Source organism: Sulfitobacter alexandrii, assembly GCF_001886735.1.
GTDB lineage: Bacteria > Pseudomonadota > Alphaproteobacteria > Rhodobacterales > Rhodobacteraceae > Sulfitobacter > Sulfitobacter alexandrii.
The window spans coordinates 2,013,460-2,028,910 of the sequence record NZ_CP018076.1; the positions used below are offsets into that span (position 1 = coordinate 2,013,460).

Genomic DNA, 15,451 nt, shown 5'->3' on the forward strand with positions numbered 1-15,451 from the left:
CCTCGGGCTTGCGCGTTCTACAGGAACCTAGACACTCCCGACCCCCTCTGCAATGGGGGGCCGCCCTCGGTCAGCGTGTCTGGCAGGGCATCGCCGCAAGCACCGCCGGGTCGATATCGGTACCGGCAAGATCGGCGAACATCCGGCTCAGGGATTGTTCCTGCGTCGGGTCGACCGGGGCGTAAAGCTCGGCCAGCGCCTCGTGGTGCAGCGGCAGGTTCGACGTGATGGCACCCCGCGCCCCGACAGGCCCCACGCAGTTATCGGCAAGCGCGAAGTAGAGCGCACCGGATTCGCCCGTACGCAGCGTCGCCGGCTCCTCCGTCGCGGGAATTTCGTAGGTCTCGCCCTTGTTCATCACCTTTTCAAAGATGACAGACCCGTCCGCCGCGGTGACCCGCACCCATGACGGGTAGGCCGCGACCATGCGCACGACATCCGCGGCGCCTTCGACGACCTGCGGAACCGGCGCACCGGCCTGGTCAGGGGTACCCGGTACGGCATCGAGATCGAGTTCCGCCGTCCGGACCGCCCCGGCAGAGCGCTCCGCCGCCGTGTCGGCGAAATTGCCGACGGACCTTGGATCGATGGTGGAAATGGGCGCGTCACGGGCCACCAGCACGGGCACGTCCAGCGCCTGCGGGCGGTAGAGACGGTCAAGCGCATCGGCGCGCGGGGCCTCGATGGCCTGCGGTGCGTCCGGCGCTTCGTTGGCGTCGGGCGCGGCCGACAGCGCACCGTCAAGCGGATCGAGGTCCGACAGAACGACCGGGGTCTGATCCACGGGCGCGACCTGAACGCGCTGCACCTCCTGCAACACGCTCCAGCCGCCGAAACCGATCGCACCGATCAGCGCGACCAGCACCAGCATCGACCCGATGGCCGAAGGTTCGATGCGGCTGAAAATGCTGTCGCCGACCGGCGTGAAGGGCATGTTGGGCCGGGCAAAGAGATCGGCCTCCTGAGGGCGTTTCCGCCGTTCCTCGAAGCTGGGCTTCTTGATGACCGAGGCTTCGGCGGACATGCCGTGCGCCACGGCAAAGCCGGATTCCGCGCAGAACGACGCAAATGCCTTGTCGGGATCCATGTTCAGATAACGCGCGTAGGAGCGAACGTATCCCGCGATGAAACCGGGAGTGTCGAAAGCGTCGGGATCCGCGTTTTCGATGGCCGCGATGTACGATGCCTTGATCCGCAATTCGCGCTGAACGTCCAGCAGGGATTTTCCCATCGTGGCGCGTTCGCCGCGCATCACATCGCCAAGGCGCAGCTCAAAGGCATCGAACCCTTTGGGTTCAGCTGTATCGTCTTCTATGATCTTGGAGGACCAACGCCCGATCATATGCCATGCCCCGTATGTTCATTGCCTGCAACCTTGACCCGTCATCGCGCAGCCGATTCGAGTCTGGCCTTTTGTTAAGTCAAACCTAACACAAGGCAACGGGCAATACGAGTTTTTGCTGCCTAGCCAGCGGCTTCGGCACGATTCAGCGCACAATGCGACCACAAACCGTCCATCGCGTGAACAAGCGCATCCATCTCTTTCGGGCCATGCACCGGAGAGGGCGTGAAGCGCAGACGTTCGGTGCCCCGCGGCACGGTCGGGAAGTTGATCGGCTGGACGTAGATGCCGTGATCTTCCAGCAGCATGTCGGACAGCATCTTGGTGTGGACGGGATTTCCGACCATGACCGGCACGATGTGGCTGCCGTGGTCGATGATCGGCAGACCCAGCCCCTTGAGCCGCAGCTTCAGGATCTTGGCCTGCTGCTGGTGCTTCTCGCGCAGTTCCGGGGCACGCTTGAGAAAGGCGACTGAGGCCGCCGCACCCGCCGCCACGGCAGGCGGCAAGGACGTGGTGAAGATGAAACCCGGCGCATAGGACCGGATCGCGTCGCACATCTTGGCGCTCGCGGCGATATAGCCACCCATCACGCCGAACGCCTTGGCCAGCGTGCCGTTGATGATGTCGAGCCGGTGCATCAGGCGGTCGCGCTCCGCGACGCCCGCGCCGCGGGGGCCGTACATGCCGACGGCGTGCACCTCGTCGATGTAGGTCAGCGCGCCGAACTCGTCCGCAAGGTCGCAGATCGCCTCGATCGGGCCGAAATCCCCGTCCATCGAGTAGATCGACTCGAAAGCGATCAGCTTGGGCGCCGCGGGGTCGTCCGCCTCGAGCAGCTGGCGCAGGTGTTCGACGTCATTGTGCCGGAAGATCCGTTTGGCCCCGCCGTTGCGGCGGACGCCCTCGATCATCGACGCGTGGTTCAGCGCGTCGGAATAGATGATGAGGCCGGGAAACAGCTTGGGAAGCGTCGACAGCGTGGCATCGTTGGCGATGTAGGCCGAGGTGAACAGCAGCGCCGCTTCCTTGCCGTGCAGGTCCGCGAGTTCCGTTTCGAGGCGCTTGTGATAGACCGTGGTGCCGGAGATGTTCCGGGTTCCGCCCGAACCGGCGCCCGTGGCCCGCAGCGCTTCTTCCATCGCCTCCAGCACGACGGGGTTCTGGCCCATGCCGAGATAGTCGTTCCCGCACCACACCGTGATGTCCTGCTCCGCCCCGTCGGGGCGTGTCCAGACCGCGTGGGGAAACTGGCCGCTGCGCCGTTCGATGTCGATGAATGTGCGGTAGCGCCCTTCCTCGTGCAGACGCGCAATGGCCTCGTCTAGCTTCGCGGTATAGTCCATGCGCCTCTCCATTTCTTCCAGTCACGACAGCCGGCAAGGCACCCGAAGCCGCGTTCTTTTAGAACGAATATAGAAACGTTCCGGGACATTCAACTTCCACCGGGTGTACTTGGTGTCGCAGGGGCGGACCAGTCCGGAAATCCCCACTCCTCCGCCCCTGTCCGCGCTGCGGCAAAAGCCATTGCACGCAGGACGGGTTTGGGCGAAAGGAACCCATGCAAGTTTCCAGGCCCGCCCCCTCCCCCGTCGAATTCATCATCCTGACCGCCCTGATGATCTCTCTGGTGGCACTGACCACGGACATCATGCTGCCGGCGCTGGACGTGATCGCGACCGATCTGGGGCATCCCGACCCACTCGACGGGCATCTCATCATATCCGTTCTCTTTGCCGGATTCGCCCTGGGGCAGCTTCTGGTCGGGCCGTTGTCGGACAGCTACGGCCGCAAACCCGTGGCACACGCCAGTTACGTCGTCTTCTGCGCCGGCACCGTGATGTGCCTGCTGACCGCCAGCTTCGAGCTGATGCTCTTGGGCCGCCTGCTTCAGGGGCTGGGCATGTCCGGTCCGCGCATCATCGCCGTCGCCATCGTCCGCGACGGCCACGCCGGGCGGCAGATGGCCCGCATCATGTCGTTCGTGATGGCGGTCTTCATCCTTGTGCCCGCCGTGGCCCCCAGCCTGGGACAGGTGCTCATCACCCTTTCCGGCTGGCGCGCCACCTTTGCGCTGCTGCTGGTGATGGCCTGCATCACCTGGACATGGTTCGCCCTGCGACAGGTCGAGACACTGCCCCCAGAGGCGCGCCGCCCCCTGTCCGCGCGCAGCCTGCTCTCGGGCCTCCGCGAGATCCTGACGACCCCAGCCGCCATCGGCTACACGGTCTGCACCGGGCTCATCTTCGGCCCGTTCATCGCCTATCTCAGCCTCGCCCAGCAGATTTTCCAGACCACCTACGACACCGGCCTTAACTTCACGCTGTGGTTTGCCGCGGGGGCCCTTTCCATCGGGGTGGCCGCGATCGTGAACTCGGCGCTGGTGGAACGGCTGGGCATGCGTTTCCTGTCGAACATGGCGCTCTCCGGCGCGCTTCTGGGCGGTGTCGCCTTCGGGGCTGTCGCCTGGGCGAGCGAGGGGCCGCCGCCCTTCGCGCTGTTCATGCTCTGGCTGATCTGCAATTTCTTCTTCATGGGGCTGCTGTTCGGCAATCTCAACGCGCTGGCGATGGAGCCTCTGGGCCATATCGCGGGGCTGGGGGCCGCCGTCGTGGGCGCGTTTTCCACCGGCATCGCCATCCCGGTGGGCACGCTGATCGCGGAAAACTTCACGGGCGGCCTCGGGCTTCTGACGCTGTCCTTCTCGACCTCCGCGTCGCTTTGCCTGCTGCTGGGCTGGCTGATCGACCGGCGCTAGAGACCGGTCTCTGGACACCGGCGATGCGCCTGTTACGGTCGCGCGCAACATCACCAACGGAGCATCCCCATGTCCATTGAAGACGTCCTGAGCCGGATCGACAGCGATCTGCCCGCCGCAACCGAACGCCTGCTCGAACTGCTGCGCATCCCGTCGATCTCCACCGATCCCGCCTACAAGGCGGACTGCGACCGCGCCGCCGACTGGCTCGTGGCGGACCTGCAATCCATGGGCATCGACGCCAGCAAGCGGGCGACGCCGGGTCACCCGATGGTGGTGGGCCACCTCGGCGACGGTGGACCGCACCTTCTGTTCTACGGCCACTACGACGTTCAGCCGGTCGATCCCCTCAACCTGTGGGACCGCGATCCCTTCGATCCGGAAGTGCAGGACACGCCCAAGGGCAAGGTGATCCGGGGACGCGGGTCGTCGGACGACAAGGGCCAGCTGATGACCTTCGTCGAAGCGCTGCGCGCGTGGAAGGAAGTCAAGGGCGACTGGCCCTGCCGCATCACCTTCTTCCTCGAAGGCGAAGAGGAATCGGGCTCGCCCTCGCTCGTCCCCTTCATGAAGGAAAACGCCGAGGAACTGAAAACCGACGTGGCGCTGATCTGCGATACGGGTCTGTTCGAATCGAAGACGCCCGCCATCGTGACGATGCTGCGCGGCCTGCTCGGCGAGGAACTGACGGTCAAGGCGGCCAGCAAGGATCTTCACTCCGGGATGTACGGCGGCATCGCGATGAACCCGATCCGCGCCCTCAGCAAGGTGATCGCGGGCCTCCATGACGAGACCGGCCGCGTGACGATCCCGGGTTTCTACGACGGCGTGCCGGAACTGCCGGACGAGCTGGAGGCGCAATGGCAGGGCCTGGCTTTCAACCACGAGGCCTTCCTGAGCGACGTCGGCCTCGCAATCCCTGCCGGGGAGCAGGACCGCACCCCGCTCGAGATGATCTGGTCGCGTCCGACCTGCGAAGTGAACGGCATCTGGGGCGGCTATACCGGCGACGGGTTCAAGACGGTGCTGCCGTCCATGGCCCATGCCAAGATATCGTTCCGTCTGGTCGGATCACAGGATCCGCTGGCCATCCGCGAGAACTTCCGCACCATGGTCGAGGACGCCCTGCCCGACGATTGCGAGGTCACTTTCCACGGGCACGGCGCCAGCGGCGCCTCGGGAGCCGACATTTCCGGTCCGATGTTCGAACAGGCGCGCCAGGCCCTGTCGGAGGAATGGAACGTGCCCGCCGCCTATATTGGCTGCGGCGGGTCCATCCCCATCGCCGGACATTTCCAGCAGATCCTTGGCACCGAGCCGATGCTGATCGGCTTCGGCAAGGACGATGACGCCCTGCATTCTCCGAACGAGAAGTACGACATGGAAAGCTTCCACAAGGGGATCCGGTCCTGGGCGCGGATCCTTGATGCGCTGACCTGATCGGAGAGGGTCGGAAAAACGGCGACCGGCACGTTCGGGAGGAGGTGAACGTGCCGGTCTGCATAACGGCTTCAGGGAGGAAGCACCGTTAAGGTCGGCATCCGGCGATCTCTGGGAGGAGCGAGGCCGGCTGCCTGGCAATGACGCTTGCGGTCGACGCCGCGCCATTGATGCTGCTGCGCGGGGAACCGCGCGAAATCCTGTGGGAGAGGCTCAGAGCCCGTCGTATTCGTAGTCGACCAGAAAGGCCGCGTGGCGCGGGATGTCCTCGCGGGTGATGCCGATGGCCGCAAGCTGCGCGTCGCTGCGGTCCATGAGGACGGCAACCATGCGGCTGTACTGCATCGCCTTCACGGCGTGGCCCATCATGCGGCCCACGGGCCGAAAGACGTTTGCCGTGGTCGCCCAAAGCCCGGCGAAGTGATCCTGAATTCCTGATTGTCTGTCGATCGTGCCTTGATCAGCCATGTTGTGTCTCCATGTAAGCGGTGTCTCGGGCGGTGCGGCGGATGTGCGAACGCGGGATGCCGATGTCGGCCAGTTCGCGGTCCGTCAGACCGGCCAGTTCGTCGAATGTGCGCCGAAAGATCGCGCGGCGCTTGCGGGCCAGCCCAAAGGCCGCTCGCAGGTGGTCGAATGATGTGCCCAATCGCTGTGCAGTGGATTGGCTGTGATGCGTTGCAGTTGCCATGACGGCCACTCCTCTCGTTGTCTTTGCTGCGATGCAGTATATATGCTGCAATGCAGAGATAGACGGCACACCCTTTGTTTTAAACCCTCTGATGGCGCATAGGGGCTATGCCGAAAAGGAAAGGCACCGCACGGACATGGACGTTTCATCCCAGATGCTCGCATTCGTCAGGGTGGTGGAGACCGGCAGCATTTCCGCCGCATCCAGGGCCAGCGGACAGACGCCCTCGGCGGTCAGCAAGCAGATCGGCAACCTCGAGGACCACGTGGGCCACCGCCTCCTGCGCCGGACGAGGGCCGGGGTGTCGCTGACCCAGCAAGGCGCGCGCTACTACGAGAAATGCCGCGCGCTGGCGGACAAGTTCGAGGAGGCCGAAGACTACATCCAGAGTTTCGGTGACGCGCCCTCGGGGCTTCTGCGGGTGGCGTCGAGCGTGGCTTTCGGAAAGGCGCAACTGATCCACGTGCTGCCGGATTTCCTGGCCACCTATCCCGAGATCAAGTTCTCGCTCGAACTCACCGACCGGACGATCGACATCGAAGAGGAAGGCTACGATGCCGCGATCAGTTTTGCGGAACAGCTGACCGATCCGGACATGATCGTTAGGCGCATCATGCGCAACGAGCGCATCCTGTGCGCCGCGCCGTCGTTCATTGCCCGCCACGGCAAGCCCGAGACCTTCGCCGACCTCACGCGCTTCAACTGCCTGAGAACGTCGAACGCGCGGGGCCGCAACGCCTGGCACGCGGAACTCGACGGTGTCACCTACGCGGTCGAGGCTGACGGCAATTTCGAGGGCAACAGCGCGGATGCCGTCTTCATCGCCGCCCTGTCGGGACTGGGGATCGCGCGGCTGTCTACCTACCTGGTCGAAGACCGCATCGCCTCGGGCGACCTTGTCCGGCTGTTCCCCGAATACACGCAAAGCCACGCGGACGTGGCCGTGAGCTACGCCCAGAAGCGCAACCTGTCTCCCGCCATCCGCGCCTTCGTCGATTTTCTTGTGGACCGGTTCGACCGGCGCGCGACCGCCCCGGCGCTAAAGGCGGCGGGCTGACTTGCGCTCGCCCTCGCGCAGAAACACGTAGATGCCCGACCCGATCACCACCGTCGCCCCGAGAAAGACCATCGGCGCGGGCCATTCGCCGAAGATCGTCCAGCCCCAGAACAGGGCGTAGATCAGCAGCGAATATTCAAAGGGCGCCACCGCCGATGCGGGGCTCAGCCGGTAGGCCTGCGACATCAGGTAGCCGACCGCGGCCGCGACAAGACCCAGCAAGGCGATGGGCAGGACGTCCGCCCGCGGGGGCCATGTCCAGGCGCGCAGCAGAAAGCGGATGCTTTCGTTCTGCGTGCCTTCGGCAAAGCGACCGTCGCCCGCCACGACAAAGACCGTGACGCTGACGAGGATGAAGGCGATCTGCATGTGCAGCGCCAGCGCCGAGGCCCGGCTGGTCGCGCCGAGTTTGCGGGTCAGCACCGACATCGTAGCGTAGCCCGCCGCGGCGAGCACCGGCAGGACCACGACCCACCCCAGCGCGTCCTCTCCGCCTGCCAATTGCGGTGCCATCATCAGCAGCACCCCGGCAAAGCCCAGCCCGATGGCCGCAAAGCGGCGCGGGCCGACAGGCTCTCCCAGAATCGGGATGGACAGCAGCGTGACGAACAGCGGTGCCACGAAATACAGCGCGTTCGCCGTGGCCAGCGGCATCGCCACGATCGCGGCATAGATCATCGAGTTGGCAAAGACGATCAGCAGTGCCCGCAGGACGTGCAGCGCGGGGCGACCGGTACGCAGCAGCCGCCAGCCGCCTTCGAGCCGCAGCAGGAACAATGTGAACACCAGCCCCACGCAGGATCGCAGCAGCACCAGCTGATGCAGCGGATACCCTCCCGAGAGCGACTTGATGAGCATGTCGTTGACGGAAATCAGGAACATGCCCGCCAGCATGCAGAAAATGCCCAGCCGGGCCTGTGGGATCGCGGCGACGTTCATGTCACCCTCTTACAAGGCGCGACGCAGGTTTGTTAGGCTGCAAGTGCGCGAATTTCCCGAAAGGACGGATCATGAGCATTCTCAAGGGGTTCGACACCCATGTCACGCAGGCCAACGGCCAGCGGGTCGCCTATGCGCGCGGCGGCGATGGCCCGCCCGTCCTGCTGTTGCACGGCTTTCCGCAGACCCACGCCATGTGGCACGCGGTCGGCCCGGTGCTGGCGCAGCGGTACACGGTGATCGCGCCCGATCTGAGGGGCTACGGCGACAGCGCCAAGCCCGAAGGCACCGCGGCCTATAGCTTCCACGAAATGGCCGCTGATCCGCTGGCGCTGATGCGTGACCTCGGGTTCGAGCGGTTTCACCTCGTGGGGCATGACCGGGGTGGCCGTACGGCGCACCGCATGGCGCTGGACGCGCCCGAAGCGGTGCGGAGCCTGACGGTGATGGACATCGTGCCCACGCACCTGATCCTGAGCGAACTTACCCGCCATGTCGCGCGGGACTATTACCACTGGTTCTTCCTGGCCCAGCCCGCGCCCCTGCCCGAAAACATGATCGGATTCGATCCCGACGCCTACTTTGAAACGGCGCTGACAGGCTGGGGCGCATCCACGGTGTCCGATTTCGACGCCGACGCGCTGGCCGCCTACCGGGCCGCGTGGCGCGACCCGCAGACCATACGCGGGATGTGCGCCGACTACCGCGCCACGCTGGATGTGGATGTGGACCTCGATGCCGCCGACCTCGGCAGGCGGCTGTCCTGCCCCGCGCTGGTGATGTGGGGCAAGGACGGCGTGATGGGGCGCCGCTACGACGTGCCCGCGACCTGGGCCGACCGGCTCGAGAACATGCGCGCGAGGGAAATGCCGGGCGGGCATTTCTTCGTCGACGAACATCCGGCCGAAACCGGCGCGGCGCTGCTCGACTTCCTGTCGTCGCTCGATGGGTGACGGTCACCGCCCCGGTCCAAACCCTTGGCCCGAAAAGCAGAAAGGCCCCCGATCGGGAGCCTTTCAAGCAGCGGTGGCGCGGTTGACGGGGCTCGAACCCGCGACCCCCGGCGTGACAGGCCGGTACTCTAACCAACTGAGCTACAACCGCCCACTGCGGCTTCGAGGCTGGCCCCGAAGCGTTTGGTGGTAATATGAGCGCAGGCCCGGACCGTCAAGACGCAATCCGGAGGAAAATGCAGAAAAATTCCAGCCTGCCGTTGCCTGTCCGGGCACCCCCCATGTCAGGGCCTCAGCGGGCGGGCGCGGGTATGAATTCGGCATCGTCGTTCGGCGGCAGCTTGAACCGGCCATGCGCCCAGTCGCCGGCCCGCCACGCTTCCTTTGCCGCATCGATGCGGTCCTTCGACGACGCGACGAAATTCCACCAGATATGGCGCGGTCCGTCCATTGTCGCCCCTCCCAGCAGCATGATGCGCGCGCCCTCCTCTCCGGCACGGGCGCTGATCCGGTCGCCCGGACGGAACACCAGCATGCGGCCCGCCTCGAAGTCCTGCCCGCTGACCGTCACGCTGCCGGAGACCACGTAAAGCCCCCTGTCCTCGTGATTGTCGGGCAGCGGGATCGACGCACCGGCCTCGAGCAGTGCATCGGCGTAGAAGGTCTCGGAAAAGACCCTGACCGGTGCGGTCTCGCCGTAGGCATCCCCGAGGATCAGCCGGACCTGTTTGCCCTCGCCCTCCAGCAGCGGCAGATCTTCCTTGGCCGCGTGCTGGAAATCCGCCGCCTCGTCTTCGTGCTTCTGCGGCAGGGCAACCCATGTCTGAAGGCCGAACAGGCTGTGCGGCGACTTGATGACGTCGCCATCCGTGCGCTCGGAATGGGTGATTCCATGCCCCGCCACCATCCAGTTGACCGCGCCCGGTTCGATCCACTGATCGGTGCCCAGCGAATCGCGGTGGTGGATCTTGCCCTTGTAGAGATAGGTCACCGTGGCCAGCCCGATATGCGGGTGCGGCCGCACGTCGATGCCCTTGCCGGTCAGGAACTCCGCCGGCCCCATCTGGTCGAAGAAGATGAAGGGCCCGACCATCTGCCGTTTCGGCGCGGGCAGCGCGCGGCGCACCTCGAATCCGCCAAGGTCACGGGCACGGGGGACGATCACGGTGTCGATGGCATCCACGGCATCGCCAATGGGGCAATCGGGGTCGAGGGCGGGGTTCCAGCTCATGTCGGGCTCCTGTCTTGCTCGCCTCGAAGGTAGGCGCAGCGGGCCCGCTTGCCTAGCCACCGCGCGTGCACATGATCTGTGCGAGGGGCGCGCGCTACGGTCGCTGTCTCGTCAGCCCAGCGACACGCCGAAAAACGCCCCGACGCCGGCGGTCGCCCCCATGGCCAGCGCGCCCCAGAACATGACACGCGCCGCGCCGCGCAACACCCCCGCCCCACCGACGATCGCCCCGAGGCCGCCCAGCACAGCCAGCGCGACCAGCGTCGTCAGGGCGACGGCCAGCGCGATATGGGCCTGCCCGCTCAGCGCGGCGACGATCAGGGGCACCACCGCCCCGGCGGCAAAGGTCACGGCGGACACCATGGCCGCCTGCACCGGCCGGGCGGCGGCGGTATCGACGATCCCCAGTTCATCCCGCAGGTGCGCCCCCAGCGCATCGTGCCGCGTCAACTGGGTCGCGACCTGCCGCGCCAGTTCGGGATCGAGACCGCGCAGCACGTAGATCTGCGTCAGTTCTTCCAGTTCCGCTTCGGGCGCGGCTTCCAGTTCCGCCTTCTCGCGGGCGATGTCGGCATTTTCCGTGTCCGACTGCGAGCTGACGGACACGTATTCTCCTGCCGCCATCGACATGGCCCCGGCGACCAGCCCGGCGAGTCCCGCGATCAAAACCTCGGGCCGGCCCGATCCCGCCGCCGCGACCCCGACAACGAGGCTGGCGGTGGATACGAGACCGTCGTTCGCGCCGAGAACGGCGGCGCGCAGCCATCCGATGCGATGGACGAGATGGGCTTCGGGATGTGCTGAGTAACTCATGGCGGCCTTCGGTTCGACGGATCCGGCAGGGGTCCGCCCTTTCGTGTTAGGCGAACTGCCGCCGCGACACCAGCCCGACATCGCCCACCCGCCGTCTCCGGCGGCACGACACTTGCCAGCGGCGCCGGAGTCATGTTCTTGTAATGACGGGGCCGCGTGCCCCGCGTATTTCCGAACGGAACGAGGTATGTCATGTCCCGTCTATTGAAATCATTTGCCCTGACCGCAACACTCGCCGTATTCAGCGCCAACGCCGCCTGGGCCGCCGACCCGGTGCAGCAGCACAATTCCAACGCCGTCTGGTTCGAGAACTGGATCGGGCTGAGCAACGCCAGCATGGTGGTCGCGGCCCCGAACGGCAAGATCACCGAGATCTTCGCGAAATCCGGAACGCCCGTGTTTGAACTGAAACCGGGCGAGGCTCAGGACGGCGTCTATCGCTACGAACTGCGCGCCGCGACCGAGGAGAAGCAGGAGATCGTTAATCCCGTCGACAACGGCCGTGGCGAGATGCAGACGGAAGCCTTCGTGCCCTTCTACCGGACGGGCGCGTTCTTCGTGGAGCGGGGCGTCATTGTCACCCCCGAACAGATCGAGGAAAGCGACGGCTGACAGGCCGCGCCTTCCCGCACCGTCAAGGGGCCCGCACCACCGTGCGGGCCCTTCGCGTTCTAGACCACCGCGCCCGCGTCCGCCGGCATCTGCACGCCTCCGATCGACATCACCTGTCTCACCACGGCGTCGATCCCCTCGCCATGGCGCAGGGCGCAGAACAGGAAGGGCCGGTCACCGCGCATCCGCGCCGCGTCCCGTGCCATCACTTCCAGCGAGGCACCGACGTGGGGGGCAAGGTCGGTCTTGTTGATGACCAGCAAGTCCGACTTGGTGATCGCCGGGCCGCCCTTGCGCGGGATCTCCTCGCCCGCCGCCACGTCGATCACGTAGATCGTCACATCCGCCAGCTCCGGGCTGAAGGTCGCGGACAGGTTGTCGCCGCCACTTTCGATCAGCACAAGGTCGAGGTCGCGATGCCGCGCGCGCATCTGGGCGATGGCGGCGAGGTTGATCGACGCGTCCTCGCGGATTGCCGTGTGCGGGCAGCCCCCGGTTTCCACCCCGATCACCCGGTCCTGCGGCAGGATCTGCATGCGCATCAGCGCCTCGGCGTCTTCCTGCGTGTAAATGTCGTTGGTGATGACACCGATCGAGAGCGCGGGATGAAGGGCGCGTGCCAGCGCGGCGGTCAGGGTCGTCTTGCCCGCGCCGACGGGTCCGCCGATCCCGATGCGCAAGGGGCCGTTCATGGGGGTCATGATCTGAATATCCTGTGTTCGAGTGTTTCGTGTCGCATCGCGGCAACGTCCGACAGAAAGGCGCTGCTGGCCAGATCGTCGAGGTCCATGTCCCGGCTCTTCTCCACGACCTGCGCCACCAGCGGGCCGAGGGCCGCAAGGCAGGCCTGTCCCTCGGTCTGACCCAGCGGAACCAACCGCACCGCCGCCGAAACCAGATTGCCGGCAAACGCCTGCAGATACATCTGTGCCGTCAGTTCCAGCGGCAGCGACATCCGTCCGGCGGCATAGCCCACCGCGACGGGATGGGTGAGCTCCGGCAGCGTGCCGCCCCAGATGGCGGCGGTGGTCCGGGCAAAGGCCCCCCCCTGCACGAGGGTTTCTGCCAGACGTTCGGCACTGCTGGCAAAGGCGCGGGCGCGGGCATCCACCCCGATCGCTGCGGCCGCGTCATCGCAGGCGTGGGCCGCGCGGATCAGGATGCAGTCGTTCAGGCCGGTGCCATGTGCCAGCACGTCCTGCAACCACGCGAGCAGGCTGTCGGCATCATCGATGCGACCCGCCGCGATGGCCGTCTCCAACCCGTGCGAATAAGCGAATGAACCCAGCGGATAGCTGGGCGAAAACCATTGCGCGAGGATCAGAAGATCGCTGTCAGTGCGCATGCGCCGTATGCCCGTGTTCGTGGCTGTGGGTCCGCCCGTGGCCATAGGCACCGCCCTCCGGCGTGAAAGGCGCCGTGACCTCGGTCAGCGTCGCGCCCACATGTTCCAGCATGTGACCGATCACCGGATCGTTCTGGATCAGCAGATGGTCCTCCGCGATCTGGCAGGGCGTGTGCCGGTTGCCGATGTGCCACGCCAGCCGGGCAAGGCTCGGCCCGGTCACCCGCAACAGCGTTTCCGCCGCCGCGCGGATCTCCACCCGCCTGCCGTCATCCAGCAGCAGGGCATCCCCGTGATCGAGCGAGGTGGTCTGCGCCAGGTCCACCAGGAACGGCTGCCCATCTTCGGTCAGCAGCCGCTTGCGCCGCAGGAAACGGCCGTCGTAGTCCAGCACGCAGCGCTCGGCCGCGCCGGTCCAGGTGCCGGCCTTCAACAGCTCCCGCGCGACAGGCAGGCTCCGGGTCTCTTGGGTCATGACAGGCTCCTTCTGCTCAGAACATGAAATAGCGCTGCGCCATCGGCAGCACCTCGGCGGGTTCGCAGGTCAGCAGTTCGCCATCGGCGCGGACCTCGTAGGTTTCGGGGTGCACCTCGATCTCGGGTGTGGCGTCGTTCAGCAGCAGGTCAGCCTTGCCGATGCTGCGTGTATTGGCGACCGCGACGGTCTGCTTGGCCAGCCCCAGCGTGGCGCGGATGCCGTCGGTTTGGGCCGCTTCCGACACGAAGGTCACGCTCGACTGTTCCACCGACCGCCCGAAGGCGCCGAACATGGGCCGGGTGTGAACCGGTTGCGGCGTGGGAATCGATGCGTTGGGGTCGCCCATCTGCGCCACCACGATGGTTCCGCCCATCAGCACCATTTCCGGCTTCACCCCGAAGAAGGCCGGGCTCCACAGCACGAGGTCCGCCCGCTTGCCCGGCGCGATGGACCCGACGACATGCGAGATGCCCTGCGCGATTGCGGGGTTGATCGTGTACTTCGCGATGTAGCGGCGGACGCGGAAATTGTCGTTGTCGCCCGTCTCCTCGGGCAGCCGCCCGCGTTGCTTCTTCATCTTGTCGGCGGTCTGCCAGGTGCGGATCAGCACCTCGCCCACCCGGCCCATCGCCTGGCTGTCGGAGGCGATGATGCTGAAAGCGCCCATGTCATGCAGGATGTCTTCCGCCGCGATGGTCTCGCGCCGGATGCGGCTTTCCGCAAAGGCGATGTCCTCCGGAATGGATTTGTCGAGGTGATGGCAGACCATCAGCATGTCCAGATGCTCTTCAAGTGTGTTGACCGTGAAGGGGCGCGTGGGGTTGGTGGAGGACGGCAGCACGAAGCTCTCACCGCAGATCTTGATGATGTCCGGTGCATGGCCGCCCCCGGCGCCTTCGGTGTGGAAGGCGTGGATGGTGCGGCCCTTCATCGCCTTGACCGTGTGCTCGACGAAGCCGCTTTCGTTCAGGGTGTCTGTGTGGATCATCACCTGCACATCCATGTCGTCGGCCACCGACAGGCAGCAGTCGATGGCGGCCGGGGTCGTGCCCCAGTCCTCGTGCAGCTTCAGGGCCGAGGCGCCCGCCCTCACCATCTCGACCAGCGCCTCGGGCTGGCTGGCGTTGCCCTTGCCCGACAGCCCGACGTTCATCGGGATCGCGTCGAAGGCCTGCAACATCCGCCCGATGTGCCAAGGCCCCGGCGTGCAGGTGGTGGCAAGCGTGCCGTGCGCGGGACCGGTTCCGCCCCCGAAACAGGTGGTGACCCCGGAATGCAGCGAATCCTCCATCTGTTGCGGGCAGATGAAGTGGATGTGGCTGTCGATGCCACCGGCGGTCAGGATCCGGCCCTCGCCCGCGATGATCTCGGTTCCCGGCCCGATGATGATGTCCACGCCCGGTTGCGTGTCGGGGTTGCCCGCCTTGCCGATGGCATGGATCAGCCCGTCCTTCAGGGCCACGTCGGCCTTGTAGATGCCGGAATGATCAACGATCAGCGCATTGGTGATGACGGTGTCGACGGCGCCACCGGCGCGCGTGACCTGCGACTGGCCCATGCCGTCACGGATGACCTTGCCCCCGCCGAACTTCACTTCTTCGCCGTAGGTGGTCAGGTCGCGCTCCACCTCGATCACGAGGTCGGTGTCCGCCAGCCTGACCCGGTCGCCGGTGGTGGGGCCGTACATGGCGGCGTATTGCGCGCGGGGAATCGAAACGGGCATGTCAGGCTCCTGTCATTGTCGAAGGCGCGGGACAGCGTGCTTGCCCGGCCTTTTGGTCGGCACGCCGGG

At 66.0% G+C, this 15,451-nt stretch carries 16 protein-coding genes and 1 tRNA gene; 5 read left to right on the forward strand and 12 right to left on the reverse strand.

The genetic code is table 11. From position 1 onward, the window contains the following. Nucleotides 1–70: 70 nt before the first annotated feature. The gene (locus BOO69_RS09885; protein ID WP_071972016.1) at nucleotides 71–1,342 is read right to left on the reverse strand and encodes a helix-turn-helix domain-containing protein; all 1,272 of its coding nucleotides are present in this window, start codon (nucleotides 1,340–1,342) and stop codon (nucleotides 71–73) included. Nucleotides 1,343–1,464: 122 nt separating this feature from the next. After that, a complete protein-coding gene (hemA, locus tag BOO69_RS09890) occupies nucleotides 1,465–2,688 on the reverse strand; it encodes a 5-aminolevulinate synthase (RefSeq protein WP_071972017.1) in 1,224 nt (407 codons plus the stop codon). Between the two features lie 215 nt (nucleotides 2,689–2,903). Between hemA and BOO69_RS09895 the strand changes: the two genes are divergently transcribed. Further along, nucleotides 2,904–4,100 carry a multidrug effflux MFS transporter gene (locus tag BOO69_RS09895; protein WP_071972018.1) on the forward strand — a complete coding sequence of 399 codons (1,197 nt, stop codon included), beginning with the start codon at nucleotides 2,904–2,906 and terminating at the stop codon, nucleotides 4,098–4,100. 69 nt (nucleotides 4,101–4,169) lie between these two features. Further along, entirely contained in the window at nucleotides 4,170–5,540 is a 1,371-nt protein-coding gene (locus BOO69_RS09900) for a M20/M25/M40 family metallo-hydrolase (protein WP_071972019.1), read from the forward strand. A 213-nt stretch (nucleotides 5,541–5,753) separates the two neighbouring features. On the opposite strand, the gene BOO69_RS09905 is transcribed toward BOO69_RS09900, so the two are convergent. Continuing rightward, entirely contained in the window at nucleotides 5,754–6,008 is a 255-nt protein-coding gene (locus BOO69_RS09905) for a DUF1127 domain-containing protein (RefSeq protein ID WP_071972020.1), read from the reverse strand. After that, a complete protein-coding gene (locus BOO69_RS09910) occupies nucleotides 6,001–6,231 on the reverse strand; it encodes a DUF1127 domain-containing protein (RefSeq protein ID WP_083545497.1) in 231 nt (76 codons plus the stop codon). The genes BOO69_RS09905 and BOO69_RS09910 overlap by 8 nt, the downstream gene beginning before the upstream one ends. Nucleotides 6,232–6,367: 136 nt before the next feature. On the opposite strand from BOO69_RS09910, the gene BOO69_RS09915 reads away from it, so the two are divergent. Continuing rightward, complete coding sequence (locus tag BOO69_RS09915; protein ID WP_071972022.1) at nucleotides 6,368–7,288, forward strand: LysR family transcriptional regulator; 921 nt, start codon at nucleotides 6,368–6,370, stop codon at nucleotides 7,286–7,288. Here the strand turns inward: BOO69_RS09915 and BOO69_RS09920 are convergent. Then, nucleotides 7,271–8,227, reverse strand: coding sequence for a DMT family transporter (locus tag BOO69_RS09920; RefSeq protein WP_071972023.1), 957 nt, complete (start codon nucleotides 8,225–8,227; stop codon nucleotides 7,271–7,273). The genes BOO69_RS09915 and BOO69_RS09920 overlap by 18 nt on opposite strands. A gap of 71 nt (nucleotides 8,228–8,298) precedes the next feature. On the opposite strand from BOO69_RS09920, the gene BOO69_RS09925 reads away from it, so the two are divergent. Beyond that, complete coding sequence (locus tag BOO69_RS09925; RefSeq protein ID WP_071972024.1) at nucleotides 8,299–9,180, forward strand: alpha/beta fold hydrolase; 882 nt, start codon at nucleotides 8,299–8,301, stop codon at nucleotides 9,178–9,180. Between the two features lie 74 nt (nucleotides 9,181–9,254). Here BOO69_RS09925 and BOO69_RS09930 read toward each other — a convergent pair. From BOO69_RS09930 to BOO69_RS09940, 3 genes are all read right to left on the reverse strand, one after another. Then, nucleotides 9,255–9,331, reverse strand: a tRNA-Asp gene (locus tag BOO69_RS09930). A 141-nt stretch (nucleotides 9,332–9,472) separates the two neighbouring features. Continuing rightward, nucleotides 9,473–10,411, reverse strand: coding sequence for a pirin family protein (locus BOO69_RS09935; protein WP_071972025.1), 939 nt, complete (start codon nucleotides 10,409–10,411; stop codon nucleotides 9,473–9,475). A 111-nt stretch (nucleotides 10,412–10,522) separates the two neighbouring features. Then, nucleotides 10,523–11,224: a VIT1/CCC1 transporter family protein gene (locus BOO69_RS09940; protein ID WP_071972026.1), complete on the reverse strand. Its 702-nt coding sequence runs from the start codon at nucleotides 11,222–11,224 to the stop codon at nucleotides 10,523–10,525. 192 nt (nucleotides 11,225–11,416) lie between these two features. Between BOO69_RS09940 and BOO69_RS09945 the strand changes: the two genes are divergently transcribed. Further along, nucleotides 11,417–11,836, forward strand: a complete 420-nt coding sequence (locus BOO69_RS09945) for a hypothetical protein (RefSeq protein ID WP_172839525.1) — start codon at nucleotides 11,417–11,419, stop codon at nucleotides 11,834–11,836. A gap of 59 nt (nucleotides 11,837–11,895) precedes the next feature. Here BOO69_RS09945 and ureG read toward each other — a convergent pair whose 3' ends face one another. The 4 genes from ureG to ureC are packed head-to-tail and all read right to left on the reverse strand — an operon-like array spanning nucleotide 11,896 to nucleotide 15,382. Beyond that, a complete protein-coding gene (gene ureG / locus BOO69_RS09950; RefSeq protein ID WP_071972028.1) occupies nucleotides 11,896–12,537 on the reverse strand; it encodes an urease accessory protein UreG in 642 nt (213 codons plus the stop codon). Next, complete coding sequence (locus tag BOO69_RS09955; protein ID WP_071972029.1) at nucleotides 12,534–13,181, reverse strand: urease accessory protein UreF; 648 nt, start codon at nucleotides 13,179–13,181, stop codon at nucleotides 12,534–12,536. The genes ureG and BOO69_RS09955 overlap by 4 nt, the downstream gene beginning before the upstream one ends. Then, nucleotides 13,171–13,656 (reverse strand): urease accessory protein UreE, encoded by a 486-nt coding sequence (locus tag BOO69_RS09960; protein WP_071972030.1) that lies wholly within the window; start codon nucleotides 13,654–13,656, stop codon nucleotides 13,171–13,173. The genes BOO69_RS09955 and BOO69_RS09960 overlap by 11 nt, the downstream gene beginning before the upstream one ends. Nucleotides 13,657–13,672: 16 nt before the next feature. Beyond that, nucleotides 13,673–15,382 carry an urease subunit alpha gene (ureC, locus tag BOO69_RS09965; protein ID WP_071972031.1) on the reverse strand — a complete coding sequence of 570 codons (1,710 nt, stop codon included), beginning with the start codon at nucleotides 15,380–15,382 and terminating at the stop codon, nucleotides 13,673–13,675. Between the last annotated feature and the right edge of the window lie 69 nt (nucleotides 15,383–15,451).